At 41.8% G+C, this 18,950-nt stretch carries 10 protein-coding genes; 6 read left to right on the plus strand and 4 right to left on the minus strand.

Annotated features, from left to right (window positions below; translation table 11 throughout):
* Positions 1-178 precede the first annotated feature (178 nt).
* From KK060_RS00320 to KK060_RS00345, 6 genes are all read left to right on the plus strand, one after another.
* A complete protein-coding gene (locus KK060_RS00320; RefSeq protein WP_254151401.1) occupies positions 179-3,379 on the plus strand; it encodes a ligand-binding sensor domain-containing protein in 3,201 nt (1,066 codons plus the stop codon).
* A 242-nt stretch (positions 3,380-3,621) separates the two neighbouring features.
* A complete protein-coding gene (locus KK060_RS00325) occupies positions 3,622-4,356 on the plus strand; it encodes a LytR/AlgR family response regulator transcription factor (protein ID WP_254151402.1) in 735 nt (244 codons plus the stop codon).
* A 218-nt stretch (positions 4,357-4,574) separates the two neighbouring features.
* Positions 4,575-7,976, plus strand: a complete 3,402-nt coding sequence (locus tag KK060_RS00330; RefSeq protein ID WP_254151403.1) for an Ig-like domain-containing protein — start codon at positions 4,575-4,577, stop codon at positions 7,974-7,976.
* A gap of 15 nt (positions 7,977-7,991) precedes the next feature.
* Positions 7,992-10,232, plus strand: coding sequence for a glycosyl hydrolase family 18 protein (locus KK060_RS00335; protein ID WP_254151404.1), 2,241 nt, complete (start codon positions 7,992-7,994; stop codon positions 10,230-10,232).
* A gap of 69 nt (positions 10,233-10,301) precedes the next feature.
* Entirely contained in the window at positions 10,302-13,085 is a 2,784-nt protein-coding gene (locus KK060_RS00340; RefSeq protein WP_254151405.1) for an Ig-like domain-containing protein, read from the plus strand.
* Positions 13,086-13,967: 882 nt separating this feature from the next.
* Positions 13,968-14,519 carry a hypothetical protein gene (locus KK060_RS00345; RefSeq protein ID WP_254151406.1) on the plus strand — a complete coding sequence of 184 codons (552 nt, stop codon included), beginning with the start codon at positions 13,968-13,970 and terminating at the stop codon, positions 14,517-14,519.
* A 49-nt stretch (positions 14,520-14,568) separates the two neighbouring features.
* On the opposite strand, the gene KK060_RS00350 is transcribed toward KK060_RS00345, so the two are convergent.
* The 4 genes from KK060_RS00350 to KK060_RS00365 all read right to left on the minus strand — a co-directional run bounded on the left by KK060_RS00350 (position 14,569) and on the right by KK060_RS00365 (position 18,859).
* The gene (locus KK060_RS00350; RefSeq protein ID WP_254151407.1) at positions 14,569-15,195 is read right to left on the minus strand and encodes a DUF3347 domain-containing protein; all 627 of its coding nucleotides are present in this window, start codon (positions 15,193-15,195) and stop codon (positions 14,569-14,571) included.
* A gap of 119 nt (positions 15,196-15,314) precedes the next feature.
* Positions 15,315-16,427: an efflux RND transporter periplasmic adaptor subunit gene (locus KK060_RS00355; protein ID WP_254151408.1), complete on the minus strand. Its 1,113-nt coding sequence runs from the start codon at positions 16,425-16,427 to the stop codon at positions 15,315-15,317.
* A 1-nt stretch (position 16,428) separates the two neighbouring features.
* Positions 16,429-17,730 (minus strand): heavy metal-binding domain-containing protein, encoded by a 1,302-nt coding sequence (locus KK060_RS00360; protein WP_254151409.1) that lies wholly within the window; start codon positions 17,728-17,730, stop codon positions 16,429-16,431.
* Positions 17,708-18,859 (minus strand): TolC family protein, encoded by a 1,152-nt coding sequence (locus tag KK060_RS00365; RefSeq protein ID WP_254151410.1) that lies wholly within the window; start codon positions 18,857-18,859, stop codon positions 17,708-17,710. The genes KK060_RS00360 and KK060_RS00365 overlap by 23 nt, the downstream gene beginning before the upstream one ends.
* Positions 18,860-18,950: the final 91 nt, after the last annotated feature.

The following is an 18,950-nucleotide window of genomic DNA, read 5'->3' on the forward strand; positions in this document are numbered from 1 at the left end:
CTTTATTAAGGTTTAGCGTGCGCTGTATGCCTGGTTTGTTTCTACCGTTAGGAAAATTGAACGTAGCATTATGTGGGTTAAATCTACTAAGAATGTTACACAAACGTATTGTCAACTAATTAAACAATTGGTCGATTTATTTTTATAGTAGTATATTTCTATTACTAAATTGAAATCTATGGGCCTTGCTGCATTTAAAGCGCTAAGTACTCTCTGCCTTCTGGTTTTAATCTTTCGTGTTTCAGGTCAAATCCATGACATTAGATTTCATCACATTAATGTTGATGACGGCTTACCCAGTAATACCGTTAACTCAGTTATAACCGATAGCCGAGGTTTTATTTGGATAGCCTCAGAAAATGGCGTTAGCAGATTTGATGGATATTCCTTTACTAATTTTCGTGCGAAGGAAAGCGATTCTTTAACGATCAGCAGTAACATCACCTACGTTGTTTTTGAAGACAGGCAGGAAAGACTCTGGCTTGGTTCCCAAAATGGATTGGATTTATATAATAGAAATCTCGACCGGTTTGACAAACATTTTTTTAGCAATTTTCCTGTTAGGGCTATTTATCAGGATAGCAGAAATAATCTATGGATTGGATGCGACGATGGGCTGTATCTGTACAATGAAGCCGATGGGTCTTTCTCTAAAATGTATCATGAAATGTTTGATACCGGGGGCGTTGTGTACAATACAATTCCATCCATCATTGAAGACAGGAATGGTAAATTATGGATAGGAACCAGTAATGGCGTATGTGTACTCGACACAAGAAAGGGAACTTACAAACAATATCTTCATGAGCCGGGTAAAAAGGGTTCATTAACCGAAAACAACGTGAGGAAGATAGTTGAGGATCAAAAAGGTAGAATCTGGATAGCGACATACGGGGGAGGCTTAAATTTATTCCAACCTGGCTCAGAGACTTTTAAGGTCTACAAACATGAAATCAGAGATGATAACAGTATTTCAACAGATTTGTTGCCTACGTTATGGGCTGACGATGATGGCACATTATGGATTGGAACTGATGGAAAAGGGATAGATATATTTAATCCGGATACGGAAATTTTCCACCATGTTATTCATTCACCTTATAATTCGCGTAGCCTGAACAACAATGTTATCCGGTCAATTAGCTCTGATAAAAGGGGCGGAGTTTGGGTTGGTACCTACAATGGCGGAATCAATTTCTTTAATCAAAATGCTGAAGTCTTTTTTCACTATCGGGTTCCCACTATTAACGGAAACAGTTCCGTTACATCTTTTGCTGAAGAACCCAATGGAAATATCTGGATTGGTACTGATGGAGGAGGATTAAGTTACTTTAACAGGGCTACCGGACAGTTCACCAATTTCTATCATGATGAGAAGAACAAAAACAGTTTAAGCGACAATAGAATAATTTCTTTGCAGATTGATGAAAATAACGAGCTATGGATTGGAACATATCTCGGCGGATTATGTAGATACAGCCCTAAAACAAAGAAGTTTACACGTTATTGTAAAGGAGACGGCTCTGGCATTAGTGATAATGTGATCTGGGCATTGCTTATTGACAGTGATAAGCGAGTGTGGGCAGGTACAAATGAAGGGTTAAACCTTTATCATTCCAAAACGAATTCCTTTTCTTCTCTTAACATCAATAATTCTAATCTAAGTAATAACATGGTCCGTTGCCTCTTTGAAGATGACAAGAAACGTCTTTGGGTAGGTACACAACGAGGTTTAAATATTTTGGAAAAGGGACATGCTCACTTTGCTGTGATAACAAGCGATAACACAAAAGAAGACAATTTGAGTAACGACTGGATAAGAACAATACACAGTGATAGGAATAAAAATATCTGGATAGGAACCTTTGCCGGAGGAATCAATCTTTATGATGAAATGACTAAGTCGTTCCTTTCGTTGGGAGAGAAAAATGGATTGCCTGACAATATGGTATCTGCGATTCAGGCAGATGAAAGCAATAACTTATGGATAAGCACCGGTCGTGGACTGGCTTATCTCGATACGAAGAACAGAACATTTAGGAATTACAATACAATCGGTGGACTTCAGGATTATCAATATAATATTAATGCAAGTTATGTTACCAATAGAGGTGAATTTCTCTTTGGTGGTAATAACGGGTTTACATTATTTGTTCCTGAAGTTATCAAGGGTATAAAAAGTAACAAATATCCGCCACGTGTTGCAATTACATCAATGCGGATCTTTAACAGAGAAGTTAATGCGGGTGAAGCTAGATCACCCTTGACGAAACAAATTAACGAAACGGAAAATATTGTACTCGATTATGATCAGAATGTAATAACATTTGATTTTTCTGCACTGAACTTCATTCAGCCGGAGCGAAATCAATACGCCTACAAACTCGCGGGATTTGAAAAGGATTGGAACTTCATCGACAATAAACGTTCTGCTACATACACTAACCTTGAACCTGGATCTTATACTTTCTCAGTAATGGCATCGAATAACGATGGTATTTGGAACGAGGAAGGACGCAATTTGAAAATTAAAATACTACCTCCTTTCTGGGGAACATGGTGGTTTAAGACATTGATGGCGGTAGTTTGCATGATTACTGCTTTGGTGGTACTAAACATTGTGCGAAACAGGATTAAGGAAAAAATAAGAATTAATAAGATTATAGCTGAACTTGAATTAAAAGCGCTAATAGCGCAGATGAACCCACATTTTATTTTCAATTGCCTTACTTCTATCCAGGAGTTAATAGCGGTACAAAGACAGGATGAAGCAATGCACTATTTAAACCAGTTTTCAAGGTTATTACGTACAGTGTTACAATCTTCCGAGAAGAATTATATTCTTCTTGATGAAGAAATCACGCTTCTTGAACTTTACCTTGAATTAGAATCGATGCGCTTTGATAAGCAGTTTCACTATCAGTTCATTGTTGATGAATCAATCGAAACCGAAGATGTAATCGTTCCTACATTCCTATTACAACCCTTCATTGAAAATGCCTTATGGCATGGGCTGATGAATAAGAGCGGGGAACGTAATCTTGTTGTTTCCTTTATGCTTGACAAAGATCAGGCGTTAATATGCAAGGTGCGTGATAACGGAATAGGTAGGGAACAAGCTGCAAAGAATAAAAGGAATAGTATAAAGTACTATCCGTCCATGGGTATCAAGATCATTCGAGACAGGATAACGGTATTGAAGCAACAAAACGATGGCTTTGATTTAAAGATCATCGATGAAACAGATCCGTCAGGAGATGCGGCAGGAACTACAGTTGTAGTAAGAATTCCGAGGGATCTTGGCGAAGCAAGAGACCGGGAAAGAACTGACTTTACAAATGATGCTCTTCAGGTCACGGTAAAGCGAGCAACAGCGTAGTTCGTGCTTTAATTTTAATCCTCCAGGTTAAGTTAATTGTCGCTAAGTTCATCTGCTTGTCGCTAATTACATACTTTGCAATCGGTTTAAACTGTAAGTATCTTGTTTTTTCTTAAATTGAATCCAGCCAGAAAAGTTGGTTGCTAAAGCTCGCCCTTTTCTTGTTTAAGTTACTACATATTTCCATCCCTCTCTGGTACGTGTAGAACAAGCTTGTGTTGCCACATCCATTTGTTGCGTATATGATCAGAGCATTAATTGTAGATGATGAAAGCAAGGCGATTAACTTGCTGAAGATTACCATGGAAAGGAATTTTCCTGGTCAATTCCTGTTGGAAACTGCACAAGGAGGGGAAGATGGACTTAACAAACTAAATTCGTTTAAGCCAGATCTTCTGTTTTTAGACATCGAAATGCCGAGTATGAGTGGCTTCGACCTTTTGGCAGCTAAACATGACGTTGATTGTAAGGTGATCTTTACGACAGCTTATAATAATTATGCAATAAGAGCGATTCGATACAACGCTTTAGACTACCTGCTAAAGCCAATTAGCCCCGTAGAACTTAAGGAGGCTGTGCATCGTTTCCAGGAACAACAAAGTAAAAGTGAGGTTTATCAAAGACAACTCGAAAACTTTTTTCATAGCCAGGAAAAGAACCTTGCGATAACAACCTACGATGGTGTTGTTTTTCTGGAAGTAGATAAAATACTAAGGTGTGAAGCAGACATGAACTATACCAAGTTCTTTCTTGATGGGAGTAAAACATTTGTATCCTCAAAAACATTAAAGGAGTATGAGGATCTACTTACCGTCCACAGCAACTTTCTTCGTGTCCACCGATCTCATCTCGTAAACTTTAACTATGTTGTGAAGTTCAAGCATGAGGGATTACTTCTCCTGAAAGATACAACCTGTGTGCCTGTTTCAAGGAGAAAGAAGGAGGACGTAATCAAGTACTTCAGCCATTCAAAGTAGAAAATTAGTTTACAATTTCTTGTTCGCCGTCATTGTATGATTAAAGTGTCATACACAGCAACCGATTTGTCTTTTTTTAGCTATACCGTTCAATAACTACAGGTCGCCATTCAATAACTACTTTTTTAAAGTTGCGTCAGAATCACAATTTTTAAATAAGCAACGGGAAGATACGTATTCACAGTTGCAACATTCGATTTAATTTTTACCTAATCCCTATGATTTACTTTACCACGAATAGAACATGCTACAGCTTGTTTCATCTTAAATTCAGAGCACTGATTATCATTGGATTTATTATTTTTAGCTCTGTTATTACGCGGGCCCAGGTTAACACCGGAGGCAACGCAACAACAGCCAATCATAAGAAACAGGTAATAGGTTATCTCACCAATTGGGATGCATGGAAGGCTGCCAACGCAGGATTACCAGCACAAGGAGTATTAAACCACCTTAACATTGATTATGGAAAATATACGATCCTTAACTACTCCTTCTTTGGTGTAGCCAGCGACGGTTCGTTACACAGCGGTGATTTGAGAAATAAGAACATTTATCAGGCAGGTGCAACTCAAGCTCCAGGTGACATCTTTTATGTTGATCCCTATAGCAGTTGGGATTTGCACCTTCTTTTTGGTGAACTCGAACTTATTCAACATTTAAATGCAGAGGCTGTAGCAAAAGCTACCGCACAAGGGTTTCAGGTTCAGGAGAATGGTTCTACTTGGTCGCATCCAGCCTGGGGATTATTTAATAAGTCGCTGCCAGTGCCTATCCATAAGCCTGGGGGAGCCCCTGGTGTTCTAGAACTGGCTCATTCAAAAGGCGTAAAAGTAATTGCATCGATTGGTGGATGGAGTATGTGTAAACATTTTCCGGAGATGGCCGCTGATCCTGTTAAGAGACAGCGATTCATCAACGATTGCGTAAAGCTTATCAACACGGGTTTCGATGGCATTGATCTCGACTGGGAGTTTCCAGGCCCTTATGCAGGGATGAACTTTACGGGAACGCAAGGCGACTTCGCTAATTTTAGCACACTTGTCCAGGAGATCAGAAATGCCATTGGTCCTAATAAGCTGATCACGGCAGCCATGTCTGCTGACCCGGTTAAACTACAAGGGTTTGAATGGAACAAGATCAGTAATACCATGAACTACTTTAATATCATGACCTATGATTTTAATGGTGGATGGTCTAACAAGGCAGGTCATAATGCACCGCTTTATAACTATGATGGTGCTGAAGCTCCGACGTTTAACTGGAAAAGTACTTACGATGCTCTTGTTTCTTATGGTGTCCCTAAGAATAAGATCAATATGGGAAGTCCATTCTATGGTCGAGGTGTAGTAACTTCTTCGACTGCAACACTAAATGGAGCAACTACCAAAAGGCAAGAAACAGTCCAGCCTGATGGTCCTATCCAAACATGCGCCGATTATACCAATTGGCCGAGGGATGTATACGATGGAACGCCAAACTATTTCTATATTAAACAGGTAGCATTAGGTTCAGGCAGCGGGTGGACCAGGAGTTGGGATAATCAGGCTAAGGTACCTTACCTTACCAAAGGTAATTTCTTCTTAAGTTATGATGATGAAGAGTCGATAGGACATAAAGCACAATTTATTGTCGATAACGAATTAGCAGGTACAATCATCTGGACTGTTTTTGGTGATTTGGAAGTGAGTGGTTCACCGACTCAGTTCGGAACAAAATTGATAAGGTATCCAACCGTAAAATCGGTTCTTGTAAACAAGATCAATGAAGTGTTTGCCGGAGGAAGCACAGGTCTTCCAACAGTAATCATTACTTCACCTGCTAACGGAACTACCGTTGCAACGGGATCAAATGTAACTATCAATGCGACGGCATCTGATCCTGGTGGGAGTATTACCCAAGTTGAATTTTTACTAAATGGTACAAAAGTAGGAGAGGATGCATCATCTCCCTATAGTTTCACTATCAATAACATTGCTGTAGGATCGCATATCATAACAGCAAGGGCTATTGATAATGCAAATAACACTGCGACTTCATCCGTAACCATCACTGCAGGAAGTAATCAACCACCTATCGTGTCTATTACTGCACCATCCAATGGCGCTGTGTTTACGGCTCCCGCTTCTATCACAATAACAGCAAATGCTACTGATAATGGAAGTGTTACAAAAGTCGAATTCTTTCAAGGAAGCACTAAACTGGGAGAAGATACTTCGTCTCCATATTCTTTTACATGGTCCAATGTTCAGCAGGGTAGTTATACATTAACAGCAAAGGCAACCGATAATGAGTCTGCTACCACAACTTCCGCAGTGATAACAGTTACCGTTAATCAGGCTACAGGAGGCACATGCAGCGGATTAACACAGTACGTTAACGGCTCCAACTATGCGGCAGGCGCACAGGTACAGCACAATAGTAAAAAATATGAGTGTAAGGTAGGGGGTTGGTGTTCACTGGGAGGTGCTTACGAACCTGGAGTAGGATGGGCATGGGGCGACGCATGGACCGATCTAGGTTCCTGTTCTGGTGGAAGTAATGCTAATCCTTCAGTAGCGATTACATCTCCTACTAACAATGCATCATTCAATGCGTCAGCTACTGTGATGCTGAATGCCACCGCTACTGATAGTGATGGAACTATTACCAAAGTTGAATTCTACCAGGGTTCAACAAAGTTAGGAGAAGACACTTTTTCACCTTATAGCTTTACGTGGTCAAATGTTGCGGCAGGGTCATACGCGTTAAAGGCAGTAGCCATAGATAATGCTGGTGGTGTAGGAAGTTCTGCGATTGTGAACATTACAGTGAATGGAAATGCTGCGCCATCAGTTAGTATCAGTTCTCCTGCTAACAACGCTACATTTACTGCTCCTGCATCCATAACGATAACCGCTTCCGCTTCTGATGTTAAAGGAAGTATTACGAAAGTAGAATTCTATAACGGTGCTACAAAGTTGGGTGAAGATACATCGTCTCCATATTCATATTCATGGACTAACGTGGGAGCAGATACTTATAATCTCACGGCCAGAGCTACAGATAATGATGGTCTGACTTCCACGTCTTCTACTGTGACAATATCAGTAAATGCAGGCGGAGGTTGTAATAATCCACAGTATGTAGAAAACGGAGGTTATGTAGCAGGAAGCAAAGTGAGTAATGTATCAAACACTTACGAATGCAAGGGCTATCCGTATACCGGTTGGTGTAATGGTCCTGCATGGGCTTATGCACCAGGCACAGGCACATATTGGCAGGATGCATGGATACTTGTTGGAGCTTGTGCTTCTGCCAGAGTAAAGACAGCAGATGTAAACACTATAACCGAAGAAGAGGCTGATCTTGAACTTTCAGGAGATGAAGATGGTCTAAGCCTTTATCCTAACCCAGGTAATGCAGGAGAAAAGAATAAAGTGACATTTCATTTTAAGGATAAAGCTAACGAAGTAAAAGTGATCCTGCGGGATATCAATGGTTCAATTGTGTTTGAAAAACCTTTTACAGGAGTGAAACAAAAGTTAACCGTTGAATTCCCTTCAGTAACCAATGGCTTGTATATCATCCGGGTACAAGGACTAAACAAAAGCTGGGTGAAAAAATATATCGTCAACTAAGTAAACATTAACGCTATGAGAAAATTCTATACTTCTATTCGAAAGCTAAGACGAGGGGCACTATTTGTTGCGCTTGTCTTTCTTCAGATAATTTCGATTGACTCCTTCTCGCAATTTAAGGTTGTGGGATACATGCCCTCTTGGTCAGGTACGGCAGCGGAAATTCAGTACAGTAAGCTGACGCACATCAACTACTCTTTTATCAGACCAACAACTACAGGTGGACTTACCGCTGTTGATCAGCCAGGTAAACTACAGGATATTGTTTCACGAGCTCATGCTGTAGGAACGAAAGTAGGTATCGCAGTTGGCGGCTGGAGCGATCTGAATAACCAGGACTTTCAGTCAATGGCTGCCAATGCGTCCTATCGATCGAATTTCATAAATAACCTGATTAGTCTGATCAACCAGTATCAGCTTGACGGTGTTGACATAGACTGGGAATATCCTGTTGATGGACAAGATCCTGCGAACTTCTCGACACTGATGACTGAGCTCGGAAATGCAATGCATTCACGCGGCAAGTTTCTTACTGCAGCTGTTTCTGCTCAGGGTTATTATGCCAATGGTGTGCAGAGCGCAGTATTTAACGCAGTAGACTTTTTGAACATTATGGTGTATGATGGTGGTAATGGTGCCGATCATGCTCCGTATAGCTATGCCGTATCATCTCTTGATTATTGGGCAGGAAGAGGTTTGCCTGCATCGAAAGCTGTTCTCGGTATGCCTTTCTATGCCAGGCCTAGCTGGAAATCTTTCAGGACACTTGTAAACGAAGGAGCGAATCCGAATTCTGATACTTACAATGGTGATTACTATAATGGTATTACGACCATTAAAGCCAAGACCAATCTTGCCTTTGACAGGAATATTGGCGGTGTTATGTTTTGGGAAATATCCCAGGATGCCATAGGGCAGTATTCACTTGTTTCCGCTATTAAAGAAGTGGTAGATCAACGAACAGGAGGAAATCCACAAACACAGAGTCCTTATGGAGGAACAGTAAGAACCATACCAGGAACAATAGAAGCTGAACATTACGATCTTGGTGGGCAAGGTGTTGCTTACAACGATCTTTCGTCGGGTAATTCCGGTAGTGCCTTCCGTTCTGACAATGTAGATATTGAAGCTTCTACCGATACAGGAGGTGGATATAATGTTGGATGGGTACAAGCTGGAGAGTGGTTGGAGTACACGGTAAACGTACAAACAGCAGGTGTTTACTCACTGCAAGTAAGAGTTGCTGCAACATCAGCAGGAAAGACATTCCATATTGAGATGAATGGAGCTAACATTTCCGGAACGATTACTGTACCCAATACTGGTGACTGGCAGGCATGGCAAACAGTAACTGTAAATACTACATCATTGACTACAGGTCAGAAGGTGATGCGGATTGTTATGGATAGTGGTGACTTTAACATTAACAAAGTTACATTCTCGAATAGCTCTAATCCTGCTCCTTCTGTAAACATTACTTCACCTGCCAATGGTGCCTCATTTACAGCTCCGGCATCCATCACCATAAATGCCAACGCTTCTGATAACGGGTCTGTTTCTAAAGTCGAATTCTTCCAGGAAGGAACAAAACTAGGTGAGGACACTTCGTCTCCGTACTCTTTCACATGGACAAATGTTGCTGCCGGAAGCTATAGCATTACTGCAAGAGCAACTGACAACCAAAATGCAACAACTACTTCTGCTGCAGTTTCAGTTACCGTAACCGGTGGGAATACGGGTGGTGGCTGTTCAAATGTTGCTCAGTATGTTGAGAACGGAGGTTATGTAGCAGGAAGCAGAGTTAAGAATGCTGGAAGTGAATATGAATGTAAACCTTATCCATACAATGGATGGTGTAATGGCGCAGCATGGGCTTACGCTCCTGGTACAGGTAGCTACTGGCAGGATGCATGGACTTTAATAGGAACATGTTCTTCTGCAAGAATTGCTTCGAATAATACCGCTGAAGTTTTCTCAGAAGTTTCTTTTGATGAAGATGTTAAAGGATTATCAATTTATCCTAATCCTGGTAACCCTAAACATCCAACGGTTACACTTCAGTTTGAAAAAGAGCCGGGTTCAGTTAGGGTAGGTTTAAAGGATGTAAATGGTGTACAAGTGATGAGCTCCGAATTTCTGAATATAAAATCGAAATCGTTGGATGTACAACTTCCAAATAATCTTCCTCAAGGATTATACCTGATTCGTGTAAATACGGCTGATAAAGCTTGGGTTAAGAAATACCTGATTAAATAGAAGCCATGAGAAGAAGGAGCTTGTTCTCCTTCTCTCATTTTTTAAAAGTTCATTCACAAACCTTAAACTATGAAAGTTAAACATTTACTCATTTTATATTTCATGCTTGTCGCGTTTGGTGCGAGCGCGCAGTATACCTTTCCCTCGTGTTGGACGCCATGGACACCGAATCCATCTGGATACCAGGGAGGAACAGAAGTATCGCACAAGAATGGTAACTATAGGGCTAACTGGTATAGCAATACAGAGCCAGGAACAGACGGCTCGTGGGCATTGATCAGCAAGTGTGGTGATGGTGGTATCGGACCTGATTACACAGGTCCTCAACGTATTGTTGCATACTTGCCTTATTGGGTACCTGACTTCGACTATACAACTTTTGATCCTGCTGCGGCTACGCACATTCATATTGCTTTCAACTTGTTCAAGCAGAATAACAACAACTTTAATAGCGATAACTTTGCTTCGGTAGCGTGGGGTGAATTCCATAACAGGAAAGTTGACTCAATTCTCTTTGACTTGAACGTGCTTAGCAGAGCAAAAGCTAAGGGAGTGAAAGTACAGGTAGCGATTGGTGGTGCTACTGACTTTGCCTTTCTATGGCTGTTGACCAAGTACTATAATAATGATGCTAAGCTTGAAGAGATTGCCAACTTCATTACGAATTATGTAAATACAAAAGGTATCGATGGTGTTGACCTTGACCTTGAGTGCTGGTGGCCTGATGCTACCATTGCAGGAACGACAGAGCAAGGTGGACGTGTGCGTGGTGACAAGTGGGGTGGGCCTGACCAGGGACCTCACCCTGCAGGTTTAGGATTAACAAGACTTGCACAAAAGCTGAGAGCGAAAATGCCAAACAAGGTAATCTCTGCTGCGGTATTTGGTACTTCGTATTATGGAAATAATTATGATGATGGTATAGCACAATATCTTGACTGGCTGGGGTTAATGACCTATGACTTTACAGGATCGTGGAATACATCTCCTGTAGGACCTCATTCTGCATTGTATAAAGTACCCCTTGGGGCATACCAGGGGCAAACTGCCGATAATCCTATCTATTCAGCGCAGGATGCACTTGAGTATTGGATGGGTATGGCGCCTGCGGCATGGAACCACGATGGAGGATTTAATGTGCCTAAGGCAAAGCTTGCGATAGGTGTGCCGTTATACGGATATGATCTTTCGACTCGAAAGCCTGATAATGCCAACGGATTTGTAGCGCTGAAATGGAAAGAGATTCTTGCTGCCTATCCTAACGCTGCAACTTCCTTTGATCCGATTGATACACGGCAACTTGGTGGCTATATTGGAGCTAACAACAAGAAGATATACTATGAGACACCAAAAGGTGCTGCCGAGAAGATTAAGTATACAAAGCAGTATGGACACCAGGGTGTGATTGTATGGGAGTTTACAGGTGATGTTCCGTTGAATAATTCCAATAGTATACTTAAAGCAATTAATGATGCTGCAGGGACATCTGTGAATCCACCGCCAACGGTGAGCATTACTTCACCTGCTAATAATGCTTCGTTTACACCAAATACAAATATTGCTATTACTGCCAATGCATCTGATAATGGTTCAGTGACTAAAGTTGAATTCTTTAATGGGTCAACCAAACTTGGAGAGGATACATCTGCGCCTTACAGTTATACATGGAGTAATGTGCCTGCAGGTTCTTATGCACTTACTGCGAAAGCTACTGATAATCTGAATGCGTCATCGACATCTGCTGTGGTGAATATTACGGTTGGAAATGCATCGCCTACTGTAAGTATTACGTCTCCTGCCAATAATACGACATTCACAACGGGTTCTGCTGTTACAATAAGTGCAACAGCAACTGATGCTGATGGAAGTATATCAAAAATTGAGTTCTTTCAAGGCACTTCAAAACTTGGAGAAGATGCATCATCACCTTATTCTTTTACATGGGCAAATGTACCGGCTGGCTCGTATTCTCTTACTGCAAAAGCTACGGATAACGGTGGGGCCACCGGAACTTCTTCTGCTATAAACATAACGGTAGGCAACGCTAACACGCCACCGGTAACAAGCATTACGTCTCCTGCTAATAATACCAGTTTCACAGCTCCTGCATCAATAACTATTAGTGCGACGGCATCTGATCCGGGAGGAAGTGTAGCCAAAGTCGAGTTCTTTAATGGTGCTACCAAACTTGGAGAGGACACTTCTTCGCCATACTCATTTGTCTGGAGCAATGTTGGCACAGGAAGTTATCAGCTTACGACCAGAGCTACAGACAACCTTGGATTAACAGCAACGTCATCGGTAGTTAATGTTGTTGTGAATGGCGGTAGTACTTGTAACTCACCTCAATATGTTGAGAATGGTGGCTACGTTGCGGGATCTAGAGTTCAGAATGCTGGTAGTACGTATGAGTGTAAGCCATTCCCTTTTACAGGATGGTGTAATGGCGCAGCATGGGCTTATGGTCCTGGTACGGGTATGTATTGGCAGGATGCGTGGATATTGGTAGGACCTTGCGCAGCAGCGGGCCGATCAAGATCAGATGAGAGTGAAGTAGTGACATTCTCTTCTTCAGAAGAATTGATTATTGATGAAGATGGTTTGTCGATGTATCCGAATCCTGGTAAGCATGGTGTTGCTCAATCTATTACGTTGACATTTGCTGACAAACCTGATCATGTGAGGGTAGGTATGCAGAATATGAATGGTAGTGAGACATTCCAGAGCTTGCATGACAAGATAGAGAGCAACAGTGTAGTTGTTAAATTACCTGCGTTGTCGCAGGGGATCTACTTTATTCGGGTGCAGACCAAGAATAAATCGTGGATAAGAAAGTATTTAGTGAAGGAATAATCCTGTAACCTTTTAATAAAGTGAGAGGGGATCGTTTACGGTCCTCTTTTTTTTGTGCTGTTATACATCACTTTGGGTTTGTTAGTCAACGCTATTTGAGAGTTTTTGCTAAGAGGCCAGTGATGAAGTCCTAATTCAGGTATCATACTTCTTTGTGTGTATGTGTTTACATCCTTTTCTTTTGCATGCCCAAAAGAAAAGGACCAAAAGAAAAGGGCACCACGAACACCGAATTTCTTACGCGCGCTAACCGCTGCCATTGCGCTTGCCCAGAAATTCCGCGCTGTTCGTGGACGTCAGCCGCACCGTTACTAATTTGTTTCATCTTGGGTTTGTTAGTCATTGCTATTTGAGAGCTACTTCCAAGATGTAAGGCACAAGTGAGCCAGGCCTATTCTTATGCACAAGACTTGGACCAGTGAAGGTTTATTAATTATATCTATTTGGGAGTTCTTTCTGATTTGAGGCACAAGTGAGCCAGGCTCATTCTTGCGCACAACACTTGCGACAGTGAACATTTTGTTGAACATGCTTCGTCCTTTGTGTGGCAAGGACGGTATAGGCTGCTTGCGTTAGCGATTGCAGCGGAAACCGAAGTGGCATGAGAGTCGGCCTGTTGAAGCAAAGAGCGCGGCCCCGCTTGGGTTAGGCATGTGTGATGGCTAAGCGGGGAAACGCCCAATTAATGAATTTGTATTTTGTCCGGGCTTGGTCGTTTATTCTGATTGGTTTTTGGCTGTGTTCTCCACTCCTGGTGTACTCGTGCTGCACTTGTTTCGGTTTTGAGGGGGTATGGGGATTAACCAAAATTTTTTGGGTGTTGGGAGGTTTTGACAGTATTTGTCAAACGTCGACCCTATTTTGGTTTTAAAAATTATTGATATGGCACTTGTTAGAGAAAATGACCTTACGGAAGGACTAAGCGGAAAGTTTGGAAGTAAAATGGCTTTCAAGCAGTTGCGCGGGAAAACAATTGTAGCGCGAAGGGCGAAGCCTACGACGAAGGAGAGTCAGTTGCAGAAAGATAACAGGGCGAGGTTCAGGCTGGCAACGCAGTATGCGAAGGCGATGATGTTGGACCCAGAGCGAAAAGCTTATTATTGGCGGAGGGCAAGAAAGTTGAAATTGCCAAACGCATATACTGCTGCGATTGCTGATTATATGCGTAAGCCAAGGATTGATGAAGTAAAGGTGAGCGTTGAGGGAAAATCAGTGGCGGTTCACGTGCGGACTTCTAAGGAAGATTTTAAGATGCGGTCGATTAACGTGGCGGCGTTGGATGAGGGTGGTGTTGTAGAAGAGAAGCGTGTTGATGGTTTTAAAGAGTTGAGTTGCAGGTTTGCAAATGAGCGCGGCTTGATTGTAAAGGTGTTGGTTGTTGCTGCGGATGAGGCAGGCAATGTTGTGATGAAGGAGGTAGTGGTTGCCCGCTGATGACAAAGGTGGTGTTGTACACTTGTGCGACCAGCGGGTACCCTGTTGGTTATTTTAATACTTCCTTTACTTCACCGCAGGTGAGCATCTTATTACCAAAATAGGGATTGCGTATTTGCTTTTGATCGCTCAGCCAATAGGCTCCTTCGTTGTTAAACGCCATGGGGCAATATTCATAAAATGCTTCTTTGCCACCGAGACCAAAGGCTTTGATGCTTTTGTACATGTTATCGCTTAGGGTGCTAAAGGATTTTCTTTGTGCTTCGATATCAGATGTTGCCTGAATTTCTTTAAGTGATGTTTGGATAGGAGTGAGGTAGGCCATCCAATCGTTATGGGCAGCACCGGTTACCAGTTTCATGTCTACTTTGCTAACGGCTTCAGTTGTTGTGGTTGCTTTATCTTTTACTTTGTCAGCGTCGGAGGAGACAAAGGCGTCTTTGAGTTCGACATAGGAAGTAAAGACTTCAGCAAGTTGTTGCTGGAAATTTTCGTCAACCTGAAATTGAGGTGCGGTTGCTTCTTCGGGTGCTGTTGAGCCAGAGGCATGTTGGTGGTTGTCATGGTCATGCGACTCAGTTGAAGCATCTTCTTTTTTGTTGCCTGAGCAATTGGTTAGAAATGCAAATGCAGTGGCGGAGAAGAGTAGTGAAAGGAGAATTGATTTTGTTTTCATACTTTTTTATTGTTTAAGGTTAATGTTAATGGTTCGATGTTCTGGGTTCTGGGTTGTTGTTTAAAGTTTAAGGTTACATGTTTAAGGTTGGTTGAAGGTTGCAGGTTTAATGTTTAAGGTTAGTGATGGTGTGTTTGGTCTGTGCCTTTCTTCAATATAATTTCTGAATATAAGAGATAGGCGCCGGATATGGCTACGGTATCGCCTTCGTTTATGCCTTCGGTAATTTCTACCTGGTCGAAATTCTCTATTCCTGTTTTTACCATTCTTGGTGCAAAGGTATTATTACCGGTTTGAATATAAACATGTGCGCCTTTGGCATTTCGTATAACAGCATCTACAGGTAAGGCCACTGCTTCTTTTGAAGAGTGTGTGAGAAAAACCTGAACCTGCTGGCCCGGCTTAAATACCAGCTCTGGATTTTCGATGATGGCTCTCATGATGGTGATCTGTGAATTTGACCGGTACTCGGGGCTTAAAAAAGTAATTGTGGCTTCTGTTGTATTGGCACTTTCGCCTGCTGTACTGACTTTCACGTTGTCGCCAGTTTTTACTAATGATAATTCGTTGGGGTAAAGTTCTGCTTCTACCCATAATGTTTTTAAATCTTCAAGATTATATAGGAGTTGTCCCTCGGCTACATATTGTCCCTCAGCAACATTGATGGATGTAACTACGCCGGATGAAGGTGCAAGGAATGTGATGTTGGGTTTTACTGTGTTTCTGCTAATGAGATTAATCTGATTTTTGGTGAGTCCGTAAAGGATGAGTTTACGTTCTGCTGCATCAAGAAATGATTTGTATCGCTTTTCGTTGTTGCCTAATGTTTCGTATTGTTCTTTTGCCAGGAGGTATTCTTGTTGTAGCGTTAACAGTTCTTCACTGTAGATGACGTATAGCGGTTCGCCTTTTTTAACGGGTTGACCGGTTTCTTTGACGTAGAGTTTTTCGATGCGCCCGGCAGCACGACTGCTTACCGCTTGAGTTTGTTCTTCGTTGGTGGTAAGTCTACCGTTAAGAACTACGGTTTGACCTACGGTTTTTTTAGTTACCTGTTGTGTTGTGATGTTGGCAAGTTTTACCTGCGTTTCGGTGAGCATGAGGTCTGTGGAGTTTTCGACTGGGTGGGTACTTGAAACAGGGTTATGTTCTGCATGATCATTAACTTCGTTTTCCTTTGTGCAAGCAACAAACAAAAGTAAACCGAATATGTATGGGAAAGTAGGTTTCATTTTACTTGGCGGTTTTGATAAAGCTTTCACTATCTATTAAGTATTGCGCGTTCTTTGCTATCTCATCGGATGAAGCGAGGCCTTTAACTACTTCAACTGATCTTTCTGACAAAGCACCGATGGTTACTGCTTTTGGTTTCAGGGTGCCACGTTCTTTTATGAATACGATCTTCTCTGTTCCAAGATCGAGCACTGATTCTTTTGGTACCCACAATGATTCTTGTGGTGGTAGTGTTATCTGGGCAGTGATCAGTTGGCCAATGTGAAGGTTGTTTCTGTTGCTATAAACACGAACTTTAACAAAGTCCTGACCTTCGTTGAAGAAAGGTTGTATGAAATCGACAGAAGCATTTTCTTTATTACCCTCGCCTAAATCGAGCAGGAGTTTGTCGCCTTTTTTAATTGATGTTGCCTGTGATGCAGGGAGATCTAATTCAATACGCAACGCTTGTGGATTTACAATGCGGAACAACGTCTCACCTGCAGTGATATAGTTACCTTCTCTGATGACTGCTGTTGCTGAGGCATTGCTAGTTGAAGCAGATGCTGTGTTGGCGGCTGTTGCTCCCATGCCGTCTACCATTCCTCCTGAAGATTGTGATGATGTATTTGAAGAAGGCACAGTTTGTTCCGTAATTACGAAACCATCGTAAGGGCTATAGATGCCAAAGGTGTTGCTTACTTCTTCTTTCTTTATAAGAGTGTTGATCTGTGATGTATTTAATCCAAGAAGTGAAAGCTTGCGTTTTGCTGCATCAATGACCACTTTATTCTCCGGATCATTTTCAAGAAGAAATATTAATTCCCGTTGCCCTGTTATGAGTTCGGGGCTGTAGATCTCTGCAATTTTTTGTCCTTTGGCGACAGGTTGATAAGCGTACTTCAAAAAGACTTTTTCTAGTCGACCGCCTACACGAGCAGGTATGGTAAAGATATTTTTTGTGTCGTATGTAACTATGCCTTGCGCTCTAACGGTAACAGGCATAGACTTGTATTCACCCTTTACTGTTTCGATAGAAGCAACAACTATTTCATTTGGTGATTTGATTAGCTTTGACAGATCTTCTGTGATCTTGACTTCTTCGCCCGGACGCGCCTTTCTCACCAGATCCATACCACAAACAGGGCATGTGCTTGGCCTATCAGCAACAACGGAGGGGTGCATGGGACAGGTATACGTGTCGTGGTTATGCGATGTGTCTTTGCTTTCGCATGTCACTAAGAGTATAATAAAGAAACAAGAAACAAGAAGCCCGTAACTTGTAACCAGTAACTTGAAATTATTTTTCGATTTCCTTTTCATAGCTTACGATCATCAGGTAATATTCTTCAAGTTTATTGAGGTGTTCCATTTGTGCCATATTGAGTGCTTCCCATGCGTCGATAACCATTGGTAGTTGCTCACGGTTTTCTTCGTATGCGAGCATCACTGTCTGGTAGTTCTTTCGCAGTGCCGGAATTATCTTTGTCTCATAGTTGTCGAGCTGTTGTTTCATACGCACCATTTGCCTTGCCATGCCTGTGAGCATGCCTTTTGTTTCAATCAGTATTGCTTCACGGCCTTTCTTCATGGCTTCGACGTCGTATTGCATACCCTTTACTTCAGCACGATACATCTTTGATGACCATGGAGCAATGGGAATAGAGACCATGGCCATTGCTGTAAACTGTTTAGGCATGTTTCCGATAGGTTGCATATGATCGAAACGGATTTTAAAATCGGGCTTAGCCTGGAACTTTTGCAGTTGCTGATTTAACAGCATGACTTCAATGGTTTCATCTATTTGTTTAATATCACTTCGTTGCTCTCTTAGGGCAGTTGTATCGTTAAGCAGTTGATCTGGTTCAAAGCGGACAACACTAGCTGTATCAACCATAATTGAATCAGTAGAATGTATATTGAGTAAAGCTTTAAGCCGGTAGCTTTTATTTTCAATGTCAGACTGTGTCATCAAAAGCATGTTCTGAATCTCACTCAATCTGCCCTCAGCCTTGTAGATGTTACCCAGGCTACCCTGATTGTATGGATACCTGATTTGCGCAAGCTTTAACATCAGGTTCATGATTCTTGTATTCTCCTGAAGTACTTTAACTTTCTTTTCTGCTACAAGCCATTGGTAATAGTAAGTCTTTGCTTCTGAACGTAGATTGTTGTAGCGGATGGCACGTCCTTGCTTTTCGACATCAGCACGCGATTGTAAGTAATCCTTGTTGGCATTAAGCTTTGAAGGATTAGGAATTTCCTGCTCTATTGAAAACATCCATGATCCTTTGTCGCGTTCATCCATGATCTGCTGGTTAGGATATGGCGTCATGAAGGTTCCTGCGCCTACCATAGGAGCCATCCAGCTTTTTGCTCCAGCTGAATATTCAGTTAATGCCTTTACCTTATTGTCATATTCCTGCAGCATGGGATTTCGTTTGTCGATCATGGCGAGGACAGAGTCTAACGGAAGTACCTGACTGAAGGCGGGAGGTGTTAGTAGGAAGCAGAAGGCAGAAAGCAAAAAGCGGATAACAAAT

Origin of the sequence: Chryseosolibacter indicum (assembly GCF_018598585.1) — a bacterium.
Lineage (GTDB): Bacteria > Bacteroidota > Bacteroidia > Cytophagales > Cyclobacteriaceae > Chryseosolibacter > Chryseosolibacter indicus.